This is a genomic window from Pantoea sp. Ap-870 (genome assembly GCF_011752515.1).
In the GTDB taxonomy this organism is placed as follows: domain Bacteria; phylum Pseudomonadota; class Gammaproteobacteria; order Enterobacterales; family Enterobacteriaceae; genus Pantoea; species Pantoea dispersa.
On sequence record NZ_VWXG01000003.1, the window covers coordinates 32,693 to 50,797 of the forward strand.

At 37.5% G+C, this 18,105-nt stretch carries 18 protein-coding genes; 5 read left to right on the top strand and 13 right to left on the bottom strand.

From position 1 onward, the window contains the following. The first annotated feature begins 1 nt into the window (after position 1). Positions 2 to 874, top strand: a complete 873-nt coding sequence (locus tag F3J41_RS09415) for a plasmid partitioning protein RepB C-terminal domain-containing protein (protein WP_166710865.1) — start codon at positions 2 to 4, stop codon at positions 872 to 874. Here the strand turns inward: F3J41_RS09415 and F3J41_RS09420 are convergent. From F3J41_RS09420 to hxsD, 5 genes are read right to left on the bottom strand one after another with little or no spacing between them, the layout of a single operon-like run. Continuing rightward, the gene (locus F3J41_RS09420) at positions 871 to 2,478 is read right to left on the bottom strand and encodes a TIGR04141 family sporadically distributed protein (RefSeq protein ID WP_166710867.1); all 1,608 of its coding nucleotides are present in this window, start codon (positions 2,476 to 2,478) and stop codon (positions 871 to 873) included. The genes F3J41_RS09415 and F3J41_RS09420 overlap by 4 nt on opposite strands. A gap of 19 nt (positions 2,479 to 2,497) precedes the next feature. Beyond that, entirely contained in the window at positions 2,498 to 3,124 is a 627-nt protein-coding gene (hxsA, locus tag F3J41_RS09425) for a His-Xaa-Ser repeat protein HxsA (RefSeq protein WP_166710869.1), read from the bottom strand. Next, complete coding sequence (gene hxsC / locus F3J41_RS09430) at positions 3,121 to 4,233, bottom strand: His-Xaa-Ser system radical SAM maturase HxsC (RefSeq protein ID WP_166710871.1); 1,113 nt, start codon at positions 4,231 to 4,233, stop codon at positions 3,121 to 3,123. The genes hxsA and hxsC overlap by 4 nt, the downstream gene beginning before the upstream one ends. Continuing rightward, positions 4,226 to 5,620 (bottom strand): His-Xaa-Ser system radical SAM maturase HxsB, encoded by a 1,395-nt coding sequence (gene hxsB, locus F3J41_RS09435; protein ID WP_166710873.1) that lies wholly within the window; start codon positions 5,618 to 5,620, stop codon positions 4,226 to 4,228. The genes hxsC and hxsB overlap by 8 nt, the downstream gene beginning before the upstream one ends. Then, positions 5,617 to 5,889: a His-Xaa-Ser system protein HxsD gene (gene hxsD / locus F3J41_RS09440; RefSeq protein WP_166710875.1), complete on the bottom strand. Its 273-nt coding sequence runs from the start codon at positions 5,887 to 5,889 to the stop codon at positions 5,617 to 5,619. Before hxsD ends, hxsB begins: the two co-directional genes overlap by 4 nt. A 617-nt stretch (positions 5,890 to 6,506) precedes the next feature. Between hxsD and F3J41_RS09445 the strand changes: the two genes are divergently transcribed. From F3J41_RS09445 to F3J41_RS09460, 4 genes are all read left to right on the top strand, one after another. After that, positions 6,507 to 7,190 carry a hypothetical protein gene (locus F3J41_RS09445; RefSeq protein WP_166710877.1) on the top strand — a complete coding sequence of 228 codons (684 nt, stop codon included), beginning with the start codon at positions 6,507 to 6,509 and terminating at the stop codon, positions 7,188 to 7,190. Positions 7,191 to 7,638: 448 nt separating this feature from the next. Then, complete coding sequence (locus tag F3J41_RS09450) at positions 7,639 to 8,031, top strand: hypothetical protein (protein WP_166710879.1); 393 nt, start codon at positions 7,639 to 7,641, stop codon at positions 8,029 to 8,031. Next, entirely contained in the window at positions 8,006 to 9,172 is a 1,167-nt protein-coding gene (locus tag F3J41_RS09455; RefSeq protein WP_371815458.1) for a relaxase/mobilization nuclease domain-containing protein, read from the top strand. The genes F3J41_RS09450 and F3J41_RS09455 overlap by 26 nt, the downstream gene beginning before the upstream one ends. A 306-nt stretch (positions 9,173 to 9,478) precedes the next feature. After that, positions 9,479 to 10,063 (top strand): DUF4755 domain-containing protein, encoded by a 585-nt coding sequence (locus F3J41_RS09460; RefSeq protein WP_166710881.1) that lies wholly within the window; start codon positions 9,479 to 9,481, stop codon positions 10,061 to 10,063. 114 nt (positions 10,064 to 10,177) lie between these two features. Here F3J41_RS09460 and F3J41_RS09465 read toward each other — a convergent pair whose 3' ends face one another. From F3J41_RS09465 to F3J41_RS09500, 8 genes are all read right to left on the bottom strand, one after another. Continuing rightward, positions 10,178 to 11,221, bottom strand: coding sequence for a DUF4435 domain-containing protein (locus F3J41_RS09465; RefSeq protein ID WP_166710883.1), 1,044 nt, complete (start codon positions 11,219 to 11,221; stop codon positions 10,178 to 10,180). Next, positions 11,218 to 12,777 carry an AAA family ATPase gene (locus F3J41_RS09470; protein WP_166710885.1) on the bottom strand — a complete coding sequence of 520 codons (1,560 nt, stop codon included), beginning with the start codon at positions 12,775 to 12,777 and terminating at the stop codon, positions 11,218 to 11,220. The genes F3J41_RS09465 and F3J41_RS09470 overlap by 4 nt, the downstream gene beginning before the upstream one ends. Positions 12,778 to 12,969: 192 nt before the next feature. Beyond that, the gene (locus F3J41_RS09475; RefSeq protein ID WP_247656273.1) at positions 12,970 to 13,860 is read right to left on the bottom strand and encodes a DMT family transporter; all 891 of its coding nucleotides are present in this window, start codon (positions 13,858 to 13,860) and stop codon (positions 12,970 to 12,972) included. A gap of 4 nt (positions 13,861 to 13,864) precedes the next feature. Next, positions 13,865 to 14,542: a 2OG-Fe(II) oxygenase family protein gene (locus F3J41_RS09480; protein ID WP_104094349.1), complete on the bottom strand. Its 678-nt coding sequence runs from the start codon at positions 14,540 to 14,542 to the stop codon at positions 13,865 to 13,867. Next, positions 14,543 to 15,661, bottom strand: a complete 1,119-nt coding sequence (locus F3J41_RS09485; RefSeq protein WP_166710889.1) for a ThiF family adenylyltransferase — start codon at positions 15,659 to 15,661, stop codon at positions 14,543 to 14,545. 56 nt (positions 15,662 to 15,717) lie between these two features. Beyond that, positions 15,718 to 15,810, bottom strand: coding sequence for a pantocin A family RiPP (locus F3J41_RS09490; protein WP_012770338.1), 93 nt, complete (start codon positions 15,808 to 15,810; stop codon positions 15,718 to 15,720). 517 nt (positions 15,811 to 16,327) lie between these two features. Beyond that, positions 16,328 to 16,741: a hypothetical protein gene (locus tag F3J41_RS09495; protein ID WP_166710891.1), complete on the bottom strand. Its 414-nt coding sequence runs from the start codon at positions 16,739 to 16,741 to the stop codon at positions 16,328 to 16,330. 75 nt (positions 16,742 to 16,816) lie between these two features. Beyond that, positions 16,817 to 18,028: a hypothetical protein gene (locus F3J41_RS09500; RefSeq protein WP_166710893.1), complete on the bottom strand. Its 1,212-nt coding sequence runs from the start codon at positions 18,026 to 18,028 to the stop codon at positions 16,817 to 16,819. Positions 18,029 to 18,105 lie beyond the last annotated feature (77 nt).

An 18,105-nucleotide genomic window follows, 5' to 3' on the forward strand; every position in this document is an offset into this window, starting at 1 on the left:
AATGATCAAATACTGCTTCAATGACAAATCAGTAAGTTTTAAACTGGCTGATCTGACTTACACAAAAAAGCTTCCTGTAAATTTTCAAATCAGTAAAAAATTCGCCCAAATAAAAAGCACTATATTAGCCATCGGCTTAGTAGAACCAATACTTGTCTTCATTGATCAAACAGATAATTCTGTGAAAATCCTCGATGGCCACCTTAGGGTTGAGGCCCTTAAAGAGTTAGGTGAGGATAAAGTAAATTGCCTTATTTCGACAACATACGACACTTACACACCAAATAAAAAAGTTAACCGAATAACAATAATACAGATCCAACGAATGCTTAAAGAAGCTGTAAGAGTAGGAGTTCCTGTTGAAATGCTTTGCACCGCACTAAATATAAGTGTTGAGTCTCTGAAATCTAACCTCTCAGTTCTGAAGGGTATATGCCCGGAAGTGATAGAACTGTTTAACGATAAAGATATTCCGGTTAATACTTTTAGAACCTTAAAGAAAATGATTCCTTTAAGACAGATAGAATGTGCGAACCTGATGGTAAAGTTTGAAAATTATTCAACCCTATTTTCGGAATCACTATATCACAGTTCCTCTCCTGAATACCTTATACAGCCCCCTAAAAAGAAATCGGACTCAAAACTTGCGAACAGGAAAGCGATTGAACGACTTGAGAAAGAAATGGCTCAAGTTCATTTCGACACTCAAAAAATCAAAGAAACATACGGCTCGAATAGTTTGAAGCTCACTATTATCATATCTCATATTAAGAAACTGCTTGAGAACCCAAAAGTTTTTCATTGGCTTCTGAGGAATAAAAGTGATTTCTTGAATGAACTGACAGAAATATCCGACATTAACAAACTAACTTAAAGCTTGTTTTTTTGTGGCTTACATAATTTCCTTTTGTAAATACTAGGGTCTACATCTATTTTGCAAATCCTTACTTCATAACCAAAATTGCTGATACTCTTGTGAAAGTTTTTTAAATTTATTTTTGAAAACAAAGGTAGATCTTCAGGCAGTTTTTTATTGGTAGCTATGGCGAAAACTAATTTATAATTTTTAGCATCAGGTCGTGTTATATGATCAGCTAATTTTATATGGTCAGGAAGCTTCTCATTAAGTTTCCCACGGAATTCTGAATCGCTTATAAAAAGCTCAGAACCGACAAATCCTTGTGAGAAAAGATGGCTCATACTTTGTGAACCACTATAATATTTCACATGAATAAAATCCGATGCATCTTTTATAAGGTCGCAAAATTCAATTTTGCTTTTCCCTCCACCATGATGAATGAATTTTTGATCCATATGTGTGAATGATTTGTCACCAAGACAAACATTGTTATTATAATCCTCCTCTCTTTTAAAGGAGTATACTGGAAACTTATCAGACTCCTCATAATGTAGAATTTTTTTCATCTCATCATCAATGCTTGTGACAAATTTTCTATCGGCCACATACCATATGGAGTCTCGCAAAATGTAGTTTTGATCACCTTCTTTTATTTCAGCATAAATGCATCTATACAAAGACCATTTCTTTATCGATTCATGTTCTGCATTCAAAACATGCAGGTGATTTTTTTTAATACCGTCAATATTTATCTCTATATTTTTACTGTTGAAAAAATCACATAATTGTTCTATTGACAAATTTTCATGTGCAAACCGTTGTCTTTTCTCGAAGCAATAACCTATTTGATTTTCCCAATCCACAATTTCTGGCTCACCTAACCATATATCACTGAAATCTCTTTGTTTTATCAAATCAATTAAAAGTGAATCCAGTATTTCAACTTCGGCCTCATCAGCTTCTTTAATATTGTTGACCCATTCGAATTCTTCGGGAAGGGGTAATTGATAAATAGAGTCTATTTTTATTAATAATTCAGGAATCGTTTTTAAGTCAATCTCTGGCACAATTACAAAAGCGTCCTTTCCTGTTATTTTATTCCCTAAAAAATCTTCAGTGGAAGTGCCTGTGAGGGTCGTGAGAATATCCATCTCAGAATCAACTTTAAGATTATATATATCGACTTCTTTACTACTCTGACTGCGAGTTAGAAGATTGGTTTCGTTATGACTACCTTTATCCAGGCTACGGATTTTTTTATGCTCAATACATTTAAGGGTTGTTTTCAGCCCAAAACTTTTGACAATGTTATTATCGTTGATTAAGTGATGGCCAGTTCCAAACGGAATAAGATACCTTGAGTTATCAACCTCAACCACCAGTACTGCTCCAGTGCTACTATTCATTCCAAAAAAATCGGGTTTTATGTCTGTCTTTTGGCTTGTAAATAAAGTTGTCCATTCGGGTAACACTGGGTCAGAAATTTGCTTTGCATAAAGGTATGCTCTTGCATCATCCATTTCAAATTCAATAGGTTTTTGGACTTTTTCCAAATTCAAAACCTGATCAATATCATCAGTAATTCTTTTTGTTTTATAAATTGAAAGTTTTATCTTCATTATATTTATTCCCAATGTCTTACCGAGCCAGTATATTTAAGGAATTCAATAGCTGAGTGTCTAATGTTTCTCTTACGGGAGTGGGTAATCCATTTGCAACTCTGTAATTCTTAATGGCTGTTCGTGTCGCTGGTCCCATGCTCCCGTCAATATTCCCGTTGTAAAAACCTTTATCGAGTAAGGCGAACTGCACTCTCATGATCAACCGCTTACGTTTTTCTGTATCAGCAGTCAGCCCACTACTTGCACGGTTGGCACCTGTGGTTCCTGCTGAGCTTGTTGTAGTTGAGCTATCAGTGTCGTTAGAACGAAGCGAACGGATTGAGGAGGAGGAGCGAGTTCCTGAACCGGATGAGTCTGAGGTGCTTGGCGAGCTGTATGTTTTGGGATAGTAAGGAGTGCTTCCGCCATAGTAACCTCCGCCTGATGAGGAACGGTGTGAGCTGTGGCTACGGTGAGAACTGTGACTTCTGTGTCCGGCAATGTAGAACGGCACTTCGGTGTTGAGCGGAGCTATCACCAAATCATGTTCGTTCAGAGTCATACCAGGTAAGTCACTGGCACCAGTAGATGAATCACTTGCCCAAACAGAGTTATTAAGAGCCAAAAATCCGGGAAGCAGAGCCGCGAAATTAAACTTTTTCATATTATTGGTCTCGGAGGTTGATGAAAACGGCCTTTTGATGAACTGAAATAACCAGCACAGGAAGACTTCTGAGTGCATTCATCACAATCTTTGGGATAGTAATTTTTCCAGTCAGAGATCGACTGAGTTGCAAAATTCCATGCCCTTTCAGGAAGGTGGCATAATGGATAATTGAAGATGGTAAGAGGGATACCTGACCTGTGTGCAGTGTCTATAGCCGAAAGGATTTTTTCACTGTAATTGTCGTGCTCAATGAAGATTGAGGACCAGTTCTTACGGGCCCACCCAATCGACTCCAGTCCCATCAGGGAGATCTGGTTAATGTTCGAGAACACACGACCAGCAAACTCTACTATGTCATTAAGTTCTGTGTAGTTCGCCTGAGTAGGGATGACTCTCAGTTCTATGTTGATTCCTGAGTTACCGGCATTGATCAGTCCCCTGACTGTTTCATCAAAAGCTCCCTCGCTTCCGACCAGATAGTCGTGCACTGATGCTCTTGAAGAATAGAGTGGTATCCCAAACGTGATTTTGAGCTTATCGCTTCTTTCCTTCATCTGCTGGGTAAAGCTGACATCCGCAAACTTCCGTCCGTTGGTTAGAACATGCAGTGCTGTGTCAGGAGAGTTTTCGATGATGAAGTCCAGAAAATGCAGGAAGTCTTCGCCATAGAGCAAAGGCTCTCCCCCGCTCACTCCCACTACTCCATTTAGAGAGAAGGAAGCGATAGCGAGAGCTGACTGGTTGAGAAGCCAGTCATCGTTTCCAGCTTTAGGAGGCTGAGAACAAAACAGGCAACTGTTGTTGCACCTTTCGGTGACAAGGACAGTGTTATGGTTTGCTCTACGGGACAGAATTACCCGGAGCATGTTGCCGTTGTTGACGATCCCAATGTCACCATCTTCAATGGAATCGAAAAGTTCCCGGCTCACAATCGAGTCTGCAAAATATACAGGCAGTCTGGAATCGAGTTGTGTTGCAGTGACAAGCAAATTTGGCAGATAGAATTGAGGATTCTCGGGCTTGGTTTTACACAGGCAATAGAAGCCTTGCTGAACGGGTAAGTCTGATGAAAACCGGAAAATATCGTTTCTCAGCACCTCAGACATAAGCCCACCTTTTGAGCATCTCAGCCATTGGTCCATCCTGAGAGATTTCATTCAGCAGTAAGCGGAACATCCCTTTGTGATACTGGCAGAAGGTTGACCGACTCTTGTCACCAACAGGCTCGCCATGAACACTGATGTTCTGACAAGGATCTGCTCCACAGAAAGGCTGATATGCGCAGGTGTCACAACCTGGCATGGCGAAGTTGAATGATAATGAGAGAGCGGAACGGTAGTATTCGTTGCTACTGAATGACAGTGAGGCAAACTCTCCTGCACTGAAATCTGCTTCGGGATTTACTTTCTGGAGCATACGGCTTTCGTCGCTTCCGTAGACCTTGCCGTCATAGTTGAACAGGATGCAGTTCAGCACTACTCCGCTTGGTGATTTCAAGTCTGCATAACCACTGAAACCCGGATTAAAAATCCGCTTTAGATGGATAGAGGCTGAGTGCTCAACGACAGGTATGCCTTTCTGATTCTGAAACAACACTTCCTGCATCAGCTCTTTATAAAAATCAAAATATTCCGGCATTGAAAAAGTGAAGCTCTGCTTCTGAGCAAACCCGTAGGGACTTACAGGCCGGATAAACATGTCAGTGACGCCAAGAGACAGATGAGCATCCACTATGGAAGCTGGCTCTTTTGTCAGCTCCTTAGTAACTGTGGTTACCGTGGCTACCCGGTTTGCTCCCAGCTCTTCTGTGATTTTTCTAATGCCCGTGACGGCTTTTTTGTGAGCCTGAGAGTCGGTGAGGATACGATTTTTATTATGGACGGCTTCATTACCATCAAGAGAGACAGAAAAGGTGATATTCCGTTCTTTAACCCAAGAGATGATATCTGCATCTAGTATGGAGAGACTCGTAGCAATAACCATTTCGAAAGCATCACTACCTAAAGAACTCACACACTCTTCATAAATTGACTGGACGAGATCGAACCTGAGAAGCGGTTCTCCGCCCTGCACTTCTATCTTGTAAGGTGAAGTGCCCAGCTTTTTGATGGTGCTGACGATTTGCGGTATCAGTTCTGGGTTCAGGTCATAACCATCAGCAGTAATAGATGCTCTGCTGACCTGGCAATACTTGCAGGTGTGATCGCACCTGAGAGTCGGCACAATCATAAAGATGGGTCTGACGGCCAGTTCGTTCATCAGTCGCTTGGCAAAGGCAGAACTCAGAGAGGCTTTTGAAACTGCCTGAGTAGCATCGTCTGAAATGAACAATCTGCTTTCAAGTAGCCGGGAAGTCGTTTGCTCTGGAGGAAAAATGTTATTGGCAAGGAGGTTGAGTTCTTCGTTATCGACAAAGCTGTGAAAGCCAGCAAGGTTGCTGATAAAGACTTTGCCATTGCTCAGGCGGTCAAAGTTGAATGGCATCGTGTTCATTGAGAGAGTCTCGAATCAATACTCCTCAGAACATTGTCGATGATAGAAGTCCTGACTTGACCGGTATGAACCTGAAGCTTCTCCCTAAGCTTGTAGTCATTCAGCAGTCGTTCGAACTCGAACTCAACCTCGTCGTTCCAGTCTTCGAACGAGACGAGCCAGTTTTGATCGTTTTCATCAAGCCTCCAGCGAGTGATTGCGCTTATCCAGTAGAGGCTGTGTCTCAGCACCCACTCAGAATACATTGTTTTTGATATGTTTTTTTGCATAACATTACCATCCAGAAAGTATCAAAGAAAAAAAACAAAAAAATCAATTACCTTTTTAAGAAGGAAAAAACTAAGTAAAAATGAAACCAAAAAAAATAAAAACACTAACCATATGATTTTAATCATTTTTATAATTTTTATGTTACAGAATATTCTTATTCCTCAATAATAATCATCATGAATCGGAATGTAAATTTGTTTTGAAAACTTTTATGACCCATGCCAATATGATTACATTAACTTATGATTCGATTGCATTTCGACTATTAAAGACTGTTACCTAAATTGTTGATTTAGAATGTAATGATGGAGTAACAACCAAATGTCTGAGATAAAAGCAGGAGAGGAATGTTCCACATGTCAACAGCCACTGCATGATTCTTTAGCTATTCAGAAAAATGGCAAGGCGTTCAAAAGTTGCCCTTTATGCTCCAGCAAAGCAGGCAAACATGTTTTCTATAAGTATGATGATTTTGGTATACGAAATACTGAAATACTGGTGATGGTCGATTAATAGTGAAGTAATAGCGTACAAGATTTTTCTAAATATTAATGATTTACAAAACAACGATAAAAATTAAATAAATACCCCATAGAAAAAAAAAGGAGAAACAAACATGCCTAAAAAGATTGAAAAGCTTAGTATAACTAAGTTATGGTTGAGAGAAAAAATCCTCCCAAAAATAACGAGACCAATAGGTCTAGTATTCTTAGTGCCTGTGATAAGCGTTATATTTTACATTCCATTCATTGTCGTCCCTGAAATACCTCGCTATGCAGAAAAGTACAATAGAGATCATATATTAAGCAACTTACCCGATATAATAAGTGCTATGCCCGCCTTGTCTGGAGGGATAATAATTACTCTATGGTACATTTATAGAGGGAAATCAGTAAAATCCTTGAATGATTTCTTTTTGTTTTCATCTGCAAGTTACGGATTATATTTACTAATTTTCGACTATGCATCATACCTACAATCAACCAACATACAAGATTTCGCCACTAACATTAATCACCTCTTTTTTAAAATATGCCTTCTAGTCTCAACACTTGCTAAAGCACTTATAACCTTTATAGAGTGTTTAAATGAAAGTCATCGAGAAACCGAACTTAAACATAGAAAAATAAACACTGAAAAAAGTACTGAAAACAGTTCTGCTGGGCCTTCTACTGAGTTAGTAAAAACAGAGGAATCATATTCCAAACCAGAAGAACTTATACATTACCACAAAGGGTGCTTCATTATTATCTTCTTATTAGCAATTGCTATAGCAATGTTACCTCTCATTTTTTTATAGCATTATTTTTTTGTGTTGGTGTTATTTTTACAAATGAAATAACCCAACCCAAAAAAATCATTAGGAAATAAAAATCCACCATAATTAGCAGACCTTTCATATCCGAATTGAAATTCAAAACAAGAAAATTAAAAACAAAAAATGAAATTATAAATGAAATTTTTATCATAGTTCCTCCTATAGGTGTTATAGATACATTTATATTATATTCCAATACAAAGTCAATTAACTTAGAAAGAATATTTTAAATAAGTAAATAAGCAAGGGCTAACTCATAGATGCTCCGCATCTTTGAGTTGCCTTGCTTTTTCTTCCCTTCGGTTGAAAAAGAAAGATCAAAGCTACCCCACAAGCAAACTCCAACCCATTGACACTATTGAACTTTATGGTATTTATTACATATAGCATATGGATTTGCTATTAAACCTAAATATCAAAAGGAGTTGATATGGAAAAAATAAATATTATTTTCAATGATGAGTTTCCTTCTTCATTTACCAAAGATTCTATCGCAAAGAAATTACCTCCCAACCGTCTTCGCAGATACTCACTAACTGTCAGATTGAATGAGGTTGAGCTGAGCAAAGTAAACCAGTCCAGAGGACAGCTCAGCAGAAGCTGTTGGCTGAGATCTTCAGCTCTAAAGCAGTTGCCTCCCTTAGTTCCAGAGGTTAATAAAGAAGCCTGGCATCAACTGACGGCTTCCCTGCAAAAGTTGAATGACCTCACTTCATTTCTTATTCGTCGCGGATCTGATGCTCAACCTTTGAGTAATGAGGTCGATACTCTCAGGCTGAAGCTATCTCATGTGAGAGATGCCCTACTATCACTCGATAAATGATTCTCCGCAGATGAAAGGAATGCAAAAAATCCGCAGGGGTAGGTGCTTCAGAGGTGTTGTCTCATATGCACTTGCCCCAGCATCTCATCACAAAACAGCTCCTATGATAATCGGCAGTAACATGATTGGCTTATCTGTCGATGAGGTGAATGTAGAGTTCATGCGAACACAGAAGCTCCGCCCAGATGTGCAGAAACCTGTATGGCACAATTCTCTTCGCCTTCCTGTAGGAGATTCAATCACTAATGAGCAGTGGAAGCTTGTTGCTGACAACTACATGAAGCGAATGGGCTTCAGTGATACTCACCTCCGTTGCTATGTCCTCCATGATGACGAGGCCGGCCAGCACATACACATAATTGCTTCTCGCATCCGTATACCTGATGGCCAGCTCTACCTCGGCAGAAATGAGAACCTCATCAGCACCAGGATCATTCATGAGCTTGAGCGGGATCATCTGCTTACACGAACCAAAGGTTCATCCCCTTCTTCAACACCCAAAGTCAGGCAAGCTGGAAGGAATGAGGAAATGATGGAAGCAAGGACAGGCAACAAAGCACCAAAGAAAATCATCCAGGAAGCAATTGAGGCGGTGATCAGTTTCTATGGCACCATCACCATTGACGATTTTGTTAATGAAATCAGCAAGCTAAAGATAACAGCCAAAGCGAGCATTGTTTCTACGGGTAAAATGAATGGCTTCTCATTTGAGTATGCAGGAATCGCCTTCAAAGCATCTCAGTTAGGTAAAGCCTACTCATGGTCGAGCCTGAGTAAGAGGGTTATCCTCACCCCTACTGTCGAGCCTCAGATGATAGCTGATACAGAGTTGCCTGAGGAGGAGTTAGTAGCAGTGGAAAGACTAGCGAACATAGACGACGAGCCAATGTTCTACTCCCCGGCTATTCCACATATTGAGGAGCCGAATGCTAAACAGAACGGCAGGGTTCGCTGGCTACTATGGGTCCCATACCTGAAGCAGATTATCCAGGCCTTGAAAGCAACGGGTCTGAGCATTCTAAAGCCGTCAATCAAGATGAAACCTTTCCACTTCGTTACCCCTACTCAAAATCTTGGCGGTAAAGAATCACTCGCAATCATTAAAGAAAGCACTAGTGGGAAAAAAAGATTTTCTTTTTGATGTCTCTTAAACCTGCTAGTTATCAGTAGTTTAAAACGACGCATTAAGTCAAATGAGCTATCTATTCTTATTAATAATCATATTGATAGGAAAAACCGATCGATCGTTTTTACAGATCAATTTTACTATCATGATAGTTTATAACTATCAAAAAGATCTGATCGATCGGTACAAATGATTTGCTAGAAACTCATTACTGGCCGTAATGTAACTTCAAACGAAGCGATATAGCTCACTGATTTATCAGCAAAATAAGCTGATGGATGCGTGCGCTCTGAATCCAACGAAATAATACTGGATGGTTCTATGACAACAATGACTGAAGTTAAGCAGCCTAATTTCCTGATGATGAAACGAGTATGGATTGCCATCGCTCTGCCAATTGTCATCTTCTACTTCTTGGGTATGAGAGGATTAGTGCAACTCGCTCTTATTTGGGTTTTTGCAAGCATCATGCTCTTGATGTTTGCTTATAAAAAATTCCGCATCAAAAAGTGGAATGCCAGCACCAAGGACCATTTTGGCGAGCAGGACGGGATGTGGAGCCATGAATTTGGCCCTACTTCAATGAAACTCGACCAGCACAGAGGACTGATTCATCTCAGGGAGGACAATAAACAAAAGACCTATCCCTTCTCTGCGGTCAAGGAGTGGAGATACAACTTGTCTACCACAAGACAAAGAACAGGCTTGGATAGAGAACTCGACCGCACCCATGACTTCAGAGAATCAGGTTTTTACATCGCAGTGGACGATGTTCTGTATCCAGAATGGAGGGTAATGTTTTTTCCTCAAAAGGGTGACTTCAATTCACAGGAAGGTATCCGTGATACGGAACTGCAACTCAAGCGGTGGATGCTTATTTTTGACCAAATAATCCAAGGGGCTTAATCAATGCTGAACTGGAGTATAGGAGATGATACTCCAGTTTTTTTATGATTAATAATTTAAAAAACCTAATAATTTATAACTATTTCCTTTAAAAAATAGTTAAAAAACTCAGAATTAGGGAGAAATAAATGCTCCTCCAAAAAAATTACTCCTAATTCTTGACAAGAAAGTAATTAAACATGAAGGAACATCAGCAAACTGACATAAGTCTGAAAGAATATCTTCATGATCTTTATATACTGATATTTTTGTTTTATTAAAAACACGTTTCGTATCATCAGTCTTTTTTGAGAGTGCATAGGAATCAACGAATAAGCAAGGGTTTTTTTTTCGATTATCTTCTTTAAGCCTAAACAGGTACTTATGTATAAAATAGAACATAAACTTTCCACGTATCACTTTAGAAAGTTCGATATTAGATTGCCCTTCATAATATTCATATGAAGAAGCAAGTGCAATATTATCGAAATCTTCAATTTTTTTACCAAGTACTGTCAAAGCATCACTTTTTACTACTACTGTATCTAAACTAATGCTAAATAGATTATCCAATTTAATATCCCTAGCATTAATTCTTATGTTATCATTATTGTTCTTAAACATTAGCCTATTACATCTTAAATAAACATCCAACTCTTTTATGCCTTGAATAAACTCTTCTATTCGTGCAACAAAATTATCGCAGCAAGTTTCAAAGTCCTTGTTAAACTCATCATTAGCAATCAAATAAAACTTTCTGGATAAAACTTTCTTAAAGAACGACAAGCTCACGTAAAAATTTTCTATTGAATAAGTAGGTGTAATATAAATTCTTTCATTGTTATCATTCTCATCGACTTCATGATAATCTTTATCAATAAAGCCATAATAGAAGCCATCTCTATATTCTTTCATAGTGTGAGTGCTAATGTCGTCTATTAGTTTAATGACATTATCTCTTCCATGGCAAACTAATTCTATCCAAACATCATTATGCAACCCTATATTAGCATTGAAAATAGACTGATAATAATCAAGATCATCCTGACCTTCTAATAATAAAATTAGCATATTATTAGATTTACCAACTTTCTTCAAATACTCTCTGAATATTACTGATTCATCTTGTGTCATTAAATCCATAGCTTCAACACGGTTCATATTATGAAAATCCATCATTTAATGAACTCCGTGACTTCGAGAGAAAGATCGCTAGTATAACTTTTTAAATTATTTTTAAAAATAAATGGAGAATGAGTAGCAGCTATTAAAAACTCGCATCGTTCGGAAGCAAGGATTGTAGGGAGAAGAATCTGCTGCCACTCAATCGACAAAGATATTTCAGGCTCATCAAAAAAGATCCAGTATTTTCTTTCTACATCATTTACCTCAGAAAGGTATATTTTAGTAAACAGGGAAAGAATTTGTTTTTCTCCAGATGAAAGATTCTCTATATCAATCTTTTTTCGCCCAATTACTTTTTCGACATATATCTCTGAAGTTATTTCGTTATATATAACCTTCTTATTTTTTAAAAACTCATTCACAGCCGCCTTATACTTATTAATGGTTACATCTAAATGCTTTTGATTGTTGTAAATTGCGACCATGTTTTCAAGAATATAAAAAAGAGCGTTATTATTGTAATCAATATTGAATTCTTTTTTTTCGAGAATATTGAGTAGATTTTTCTTGGATTTTTTGTCAATTGTACTAGGATCTATTCGGGATAATATTTTTAATATGGACTCCTTATTGCATAACAATTCCTCTATGTTTTTTTCATCAACAGTTTTATTACTGAGGATGTTTTTTAGCAAAGAGCCAGATGATTTTAGAAAATCCTGCGTAGTTGTCCTTCTTATTCTGCCAGAAATCTCGCTCCAAACATCTTTGATGTCTTGAACACCAAATTGAATTAAAGCACTCTCTTTAAAGAACTCTTGGGCCTGATCAGAATTATCAAAGTAATAGTCATCACTTTCGTTCTTTCTAAATGAACTAATGCTACTTTCAACAAGCCTGTAAGTAGGTAAATAAATAAACTCCTTGTGCCCTAACTCATTGATACTATCTAATAAAAATTGTAATCTCTTCACAAAAGGTTGAAGTGAATATTTCTTTTCATGCTCTTGATATATATCGCTATAAATCCTTTCAACACCTTGATAAAGTTCAAAAAAACCCACATTAACATCTTCAAAATCATACATGTAGTCATAATCGCCTACAAATTTCTTCATCATGTTAATAATAGAAAAAACTGATTTCTCCTCAATGCCTAAATAAAGTGAAATTCTACTTATTTCCTCAGCACTGATTTTCGATTCACTATCGGAGTTAACCATAAAGAATATCATTAAAGTTATATAAAATGAATCCAGTTTTTTTAAGGCCCCTTCCCTGCTATTTTTATTAGCTATTTTTTTATCGTCGAAAATTTCAGCTATATGTTGAAATGAGCTAACAAAGTCACTTTCAAATAATAAGACAGCGATAGACTTTGGATAAATAATATTTTCTTTACCATTAAACTTTATATTTAAACTGTCGAAGTTAAATTTTTTAAGCTTCCTGTCTTTCTTTAAAAAATAATATAAAATAGTTATTATAGTTGTCTTACCATAACCATTTTCTGAAACAATTATTTTCAAATTGTCAGCAAACTTTAGATTTACATTTGAATCATCGTTAAGACCATTTATAGAAAACTCTTCTAAAGTGTAATTTTTCATTTTATTTGAACTTTTGAGTTGAAATCATTTTAAGGAAAATACATTATAATAAAAAAAAACAAAAAAAACATCAATTTATATTTTTAAATATCCACTAACTTCAACTTCTTCCATTGTTAAAAATATTCATCTAACGTGTTAATTCCAAATCTGTGTTTAGTTTATTCTTAAAATACCCACATAAAACTGAGGCTACTTATTCTTAAGAAAGTATGGTTTTATTAAGTTCACTAACAAAGCACTCATTAATATCATGCTAAAACCAATCACTTGCTTAATTGATGGTTGTTCATTAAGAAATGTCGAAGCAATAATTACAGTTATAACGGGTGATAGAAGAGTCGCATAGCTTGCGAATTCTGCACTCTCATTCTGAATGAGATAAAACCAGATGAAATATACCAGTGCATTACCTACAATACCGAGATAGAGAACACAAAGAAGACATTCAGTATTACTGAAAGCGGTAATAAGAGGTTGTAGTAATGGACCTGATTGGAAGAAAGGATAAGTAATGGAAACCAGAATAGTTGAAACCAATATCTGCCAGAATAGTCTCGCCTTAAATGGAGTGACAGTCACTATCTTTTGAGAAACGACAGCTCCTATAGCCCAAAAAATGGCACTACATAGAATTACAATCTCACCCAACCCAACATGCACTTCTTTAAGTATCAAGAAGATCCCCAAAAAACAAAGAAGGAGTGAGAACAGGGAGAGTAAGTTCAGCTTTCTTGCTAAACCCATCAGGATAATCGAAGTAAAGCAAGGCATTGTGTAAACAAGGATTGTCGCATTCGTAACAGAGGTGAAGTGAAGTGCGATGCTATTGAGTGTTGGAACCAGGAAAACATTTGGCACCGCAATTATTGCGATTCTTAAAAATTCATCAAAGTTAAGGGTTTTAATGCTTTCACGGATACTTTTGTTGAATATCAAAAAAATAATACCACATGAAACAAGAGAACCAGCCATTCGGAATGCATAAGGCCCTATCACATTAATCGCAATTTTTGAAACAGGAAATGAAGTTCCCCATATTAAAGCCATTAACATCGTAAGCCATAAAGAACTTTTAGTCATTAATCTAAGCCTTCCCATACCTTGCTATAACAGACATTCGCCTGCTTTTCTGATTAGCTGTAACCATCGATACGAAATGAGGAACCTGTTTCTCTGATGTATCAAAAAGAAACAACTCAGCAAAACCTGGGGTCAATGTATCAACAACCTTCTTTCTATCCTGATCAAGTATATGTGTTAAACCACCAAAGTTCGGGTCCCAATTTTGAGTAATATTCAAGGCTACCCCGACATTGTTACCTGAATCCGTATGTGTGTTGAGAAAATGGCCTTTATCAAAACGATTGATATAGAAAAGGTCGGTATTTCCTATCCTCCTTCCGGTTAAGTTCGCAATCAGATCTTTAAACTCATCGGAGTTACAAAAGTGATAAGCAATTGCTGAAGCTTCACTTAAAGCAACATTATCTTTCACTTCATTGGAGAGTCTTCTGAAGAAGAAACTGAATTTATTATCGCAAAAATCCGCAAAACATGAATTGAAACTCTTTTCAATCTCATCTGCCGGGGTCAAGAATGAGAGATCTTTTTGTTCTAAGGAATTTTTGTATATATAAGTCCATGAGTCCTCAGATGAATCTTGTGACGACTCCATAATCTCATAAATTTTTGAAGCGAATTGAGATTGTATGTTTTTGGTAAGATAACCTTTGTCGTTAAATGTAATACTATCAATGCTCATTTAAAAAATCTCTTCTTCGCGAGACTTGAAATCCTGCAATGAAAGAATGAATTTTTTTCCTACAAGGTGTGGTTTATCGTATCCAGTTATGGTTTTGACAACCTGATCGGTAACGATACCTGCCATGATTGATAGTGAGGGAGCACTTTGCCAGGCATTTACCTTTCTATCACCATCAATGAACGAGTGCTTCAGACGGGCTTCCTGAAACTTTCTAATGTCTGAATTGCTGTCGTAATACTTATCCTTAACAGAGTTCTTAACTTCATCGAATCCACTATGAACACCATCATTGAGGTAGATGGGACCAACAGAGATCTCTAAAGGATCACCACCCAGCTCAATAACAGGGATGGCTTTGTCTTTAGCTATGCTATGGATGATTTCTTCAGCAGTGTCCTTACGATAGTAACCCAGTGCTGCCCAGGCAAGGATGATGAAGGTGCTGTCACCAATGAGTTCTTCAAGTCTTGTTCTGTCGGGAGAAGCGAATTCAAAGAATGTCTCCACATTCACGTTTTCGTTATAGGCAAGGATCGTATCTTTGGCAGCATCAACTTTGTTCTTCCCTACATCATCTGTACGATACAACACTTGCCGGTTGATGTTTGACAACTCGACATCATCCCCATCAATGAGTCTTAAGGTACCTATACCTGACATAGCCAGTTGAAGTGCACACCATGTGCCCCATCCTCCCATCCCGAAGATGGCTACCTTACTTTGCTTTAGTCGTTCCTGATACACGAAAGGATGTTGGTTATCAGCATCTATCAGGGAGAACTGAAGGATTTGCCTGTTGTACCTTTCTACTTCCTCACCAGACAGCACTTTTGAGAAGAAGGAGTTGTCCTGAAGAAGCTTCCTTTCCGCCAGGCCCGCAACCAGTCCTTCCAGATGTTCACTTGCAATCTGGACACCCTCACTAACCAGTTCTTTAAAAATCCGGGGAACTGTCCTTTTACCATCCATTTTGGCAAGAGCTGGTCTTACCCAGGAAGGAGGATCATTGATGACCTGAGATACTCCTGGGATTTCTCCAATACAAATATCTCCATCATCTGCGAGGATGATGTGATGAGATTCTTTAATGAGGGGTTTAACATTCGTTAGTGACATGGTGTGCTCCAAAAAAAGTAAGGCCGCATACGAGATGCGGCCTTTGTCATACGTTATCAGCTAAGGACGATAACCTGACCTTTGGTATACATAGCATTTTCTTCAGTGATAGCAGAAATGCGCTGAGACAGAGTAGAGAACTTGATCATAGTGATACCCTCTTGCTTGTTCAGTTAGGTTTGTAAAGTTGTGTTTGTGTATCGATACCACTCCAATAAACAACATTAATGATTTACTCGTCAATAACCCTAGCGGTAAAAAGCCATACTCTTTGTTAATTTGAAATCTTAAAAGAACAACCTCCTATCTTTACAAGAAAAACCAGAGCTTAGATCATGCTAGTGATGTTTTTATCAGCATTTTGTTAACATGTTCTTAAAAAGTGCAACTTGAAAATCACTCATTAGTAACACTAAGAAATAGTTAGAATACTTACTTAGTTGGTAAGCTTATGACAGCACGGTTCAGGATTGAGGGTTGAGGGTTGAGGGTTGAGGGTTGAGGGTTGAGGGTTGAGGGTTGAGGGTTGAGGGTTGAGCAGGAAGCAGGACAAGTGAGTGAGGATCTGTAAATGCTTAAAAAATGGCCTTCTTGACTGCCCTTTGAGAAAGTTGAAAAGCCATTGCTGAAGAAGTTATTAACCTGGTATTAAGTAATGAAAAGTTATTACAACCTCTTTTTCTTACAAGAAGTTGGGTCTTTAATTTCATAGGGAATCTCTTTTCTAAAACTTAGCTTCTGAGATCTGAATACAGCCTCAACTTCATACTCGTTCCATATTATGTATTCAATAATGAATTTATAGAAATATAAAACACGATCAAGACTAATGTTCGAAGGTATTGAATAGAAGTTTGGACTAAGCAAAGCCGAACTCAAAATAGCAATAATATTGCTGGGCCCTCTTAGATAGGGATTTTCGTAATCTTGCTGATATTTAAAGAAGTAACCCACACAGAAAAGATAGGCATCTTTTACGATTTTTTCTTTATTGCAGTCCGATTCATCATATCGTATGATAAATCGATTAAGAAGAATCAAAAACCTTTGGTCAGGCAAATATCTTTGTAATTTATCCATAATAAGCATCCTTGCTAAGTTGTCATCCTTGACATGTTACTTATAACGCATATGAACTAAAAATCAATAGCTATACTATCTTCGAAACTTTTCAATAATAGCTTTCAAACCATTTAAAAAACCTCCGCGCGATTTGGGTTCTTCTGCCTCAGGCTCAGGCTCAGGCTCAGGCTCAGGCTCAGGCTCAGGCTCAGGCTCAGGCTCAGGCTCAGGCTCAGGCTCAGGCTCAGGCTCAGGCTCAGGCTCAGGCAGGAACGATGCTGAATTTAGATAGTCAGAGTCAACATAGCTAACGTCACTAGCTTCAAAATTCGATATATTTTTCTCATTCGCAGTCAGTTCGTATAAGTTTTTTTGTGAGACAATCGAAATTTCATTACTCGTATTGAAAGTATCTTTAACATCATCGATAAAAGAAACATAAACCAATTTGAAATGATTTGTATGTAGCAACAGAGGTTCTTTATCATCAGGAAAACCAAAAAAGAAAACAGTTAGAAACTTATTAGCTTTTTTATAGGCATTTGTTTTTTTATCAAAAAGGGATTTCCTGTACCTCTCAGCTTTCTCTCTTTGCTTTTCATACTCTTTGAAGAAAACATCTTTCTGGCTTGAGTTCCAGTTTGATGCATCAACTTTAAGCTTAAAGGCTTCTTTTGTTCCTTTTTTGCGAGCAAGAAAAACAATCTCATACTCATCTGCATTAGGATCTAAAGTAAGATTAGATTGTAGTGCACCAAAATATATTGCGGGCTTAAAATACTTAACATCTGGTTTATATTTTAACTTCTGAAATGTCTCATTATAAGTCCTTTTTTCATAGGGCGGTATTGAAAGGAACTCGTTATTGTTAACTCCTGAAAGATAGTAATCAACTATTGGTTTAATACTTGAAGACGAAACAGGATGTTCTCTTACAACATCTTCTTCATCATTTACTTTTGTGGTCCTATTATCGTTTTTTTCTCTGTGAATCCTTTCGTCATTTTCCAGACGAAGGATTGAAATGAATGGAGCTGGAGGAGAGTTATGTGTTTTTTCATCATTAGAGTTGTTTCGGTTGCGTTTTTTTGCATCATGTATGCCACAACCTGACTTGTGCTCGCCAGTATATTTGAAATACGATTGATTGACATTCTCGGATCTATAACTGCAAGGTGTCGCTTTTATTCTGCACTTCAGATAGGGGCATAAAAATTCAGTTGTTCGAACATAAAAATCATCCATACCCCTAAGGTCATTACCATGCACAATATCATCAGTTGAACTATCCTTCGCTACCGTCAAAACTCATGCCCTCGTTAAGTTGCTTTTAACAACATAATAACGAAATGACAACACAGTGATCAATAAAAGTTACTTAA

Bases quoted from the DNA above. Each gene is read 5' to 3' on its own strand.
- hxsD (WP_166710875.1), bottom strand. From the start codon at position 5,889: ATGCAAAAAAACATATCAAAAACAATGTATTCTGAGTGGGTGCTGAGA.
- F3J41_RS09465 (WP_166710883.1), bottom strand. From the start codon at position 11,221: ATGATGGATTTTCATAATATGAACCGTGTTGAAGCTATGGATTTAATG.
- F3J41_RS09495 (WP_166710891.1), bottom strand. From the start codon at position 16,741: ATGGATAAATTACAAAGATATTTGCCTGACCAAAGGTTTTTGATTCTT.
- F3J41_RS09480 (WP_104094349.1), bottom strand. From the start codon at position 14,542: ATGAGCATTGATAGTATTACATTTAACGACAAAGGTTATCTTACCAAA.
- F3J41_RS09415 (WP_166710865.1), top strand. From the start codon at position 2: ATGATCAAATACTGCTTCAATGACAAATCAGTAAGTTTTAAACTGGCT.
- F3J41_RS09490 (WP_012770338.1), bottom strand. From the start codon at position 15,810: ATGATCAAGTTCTCTACTCTGTCTCAGCGCATTTCTGCTATCACTGAA.
- F3J41_RS09475 (WP_247656273.1), bottom strand. From the start codon at position 13,860: ATGACTAAAAGTTCTTTATGGCTTACGATGTTAATGGCTTTAATATGG.
- hxsB (WP_166710873.1), bottom strand. From the start codon at position 5,620: ATGAACACGATGCCATTCAACTTTGACCGCCTGAGCAATGGCAAAGTC.
- F3J41_RS09460 (WP_166710881.1), top strand. From the start codon at position 9,479: ATGACAACAATGACTGAAGTTAAGCAGCCTAATTTCCTGATGATGAAA.
- hxsC (WP_166710871.1), bottom strand. From the start codon at position 4,233: ATGTCTGAGGTGCTGAGAAACGATATTTTCCGGTTTTCATCAGACTTA.
- F3J41_RS09450 (WP_166710879.1), top strand. From the start codon at position 7,639: ATGGAAAAAATAAATATTATTTTCAATGATGAGTTTCCTTCTTCATTT.
- F3J41_RS09420 (WP_166710867.1), bottom strand. From the start codon at position 2,478: ATGAAGATAAAACTTTCAATTTATAAAACAAAAAGAATTACTGATGAT.
- hxsA (WP_166710869.1), bottom strand. From the start codon at position 3,124: ATGAAAAAGTTTAATTTCGCGGCTCTGCTTCCCGGATTTTTGGCTCTT.
- F3J41_RS09470 (WP_166710885.1), bottom strand. From the start codon at position 12,777: ATGAAAAATTACACTTTAGAAGAGTTTTCTATAAATGGTCTTAACGAT.
- F3J41_RS09445 (WP_166710877.1), top strand. From the start codon at position 6,507: ATGCCTAAAAAGATTGAAAAGCTTAGTATAACTAAGTTATGGTTGAGA.
- F3J41_RS09485 (WP_166710889.1), bottom strand. From the start codon at position 15,661: ATGTCACTAACGAATGTTAAACCCCTCATTAAAGAATCTCATCACATC.
- F3J41_RS09455 (WP_371815458.1), top strand. From the start codon at position 8,006: ATGCCCTACTATCACTCGATAAATGATTCTCCGCAGATGAAAGGAATG.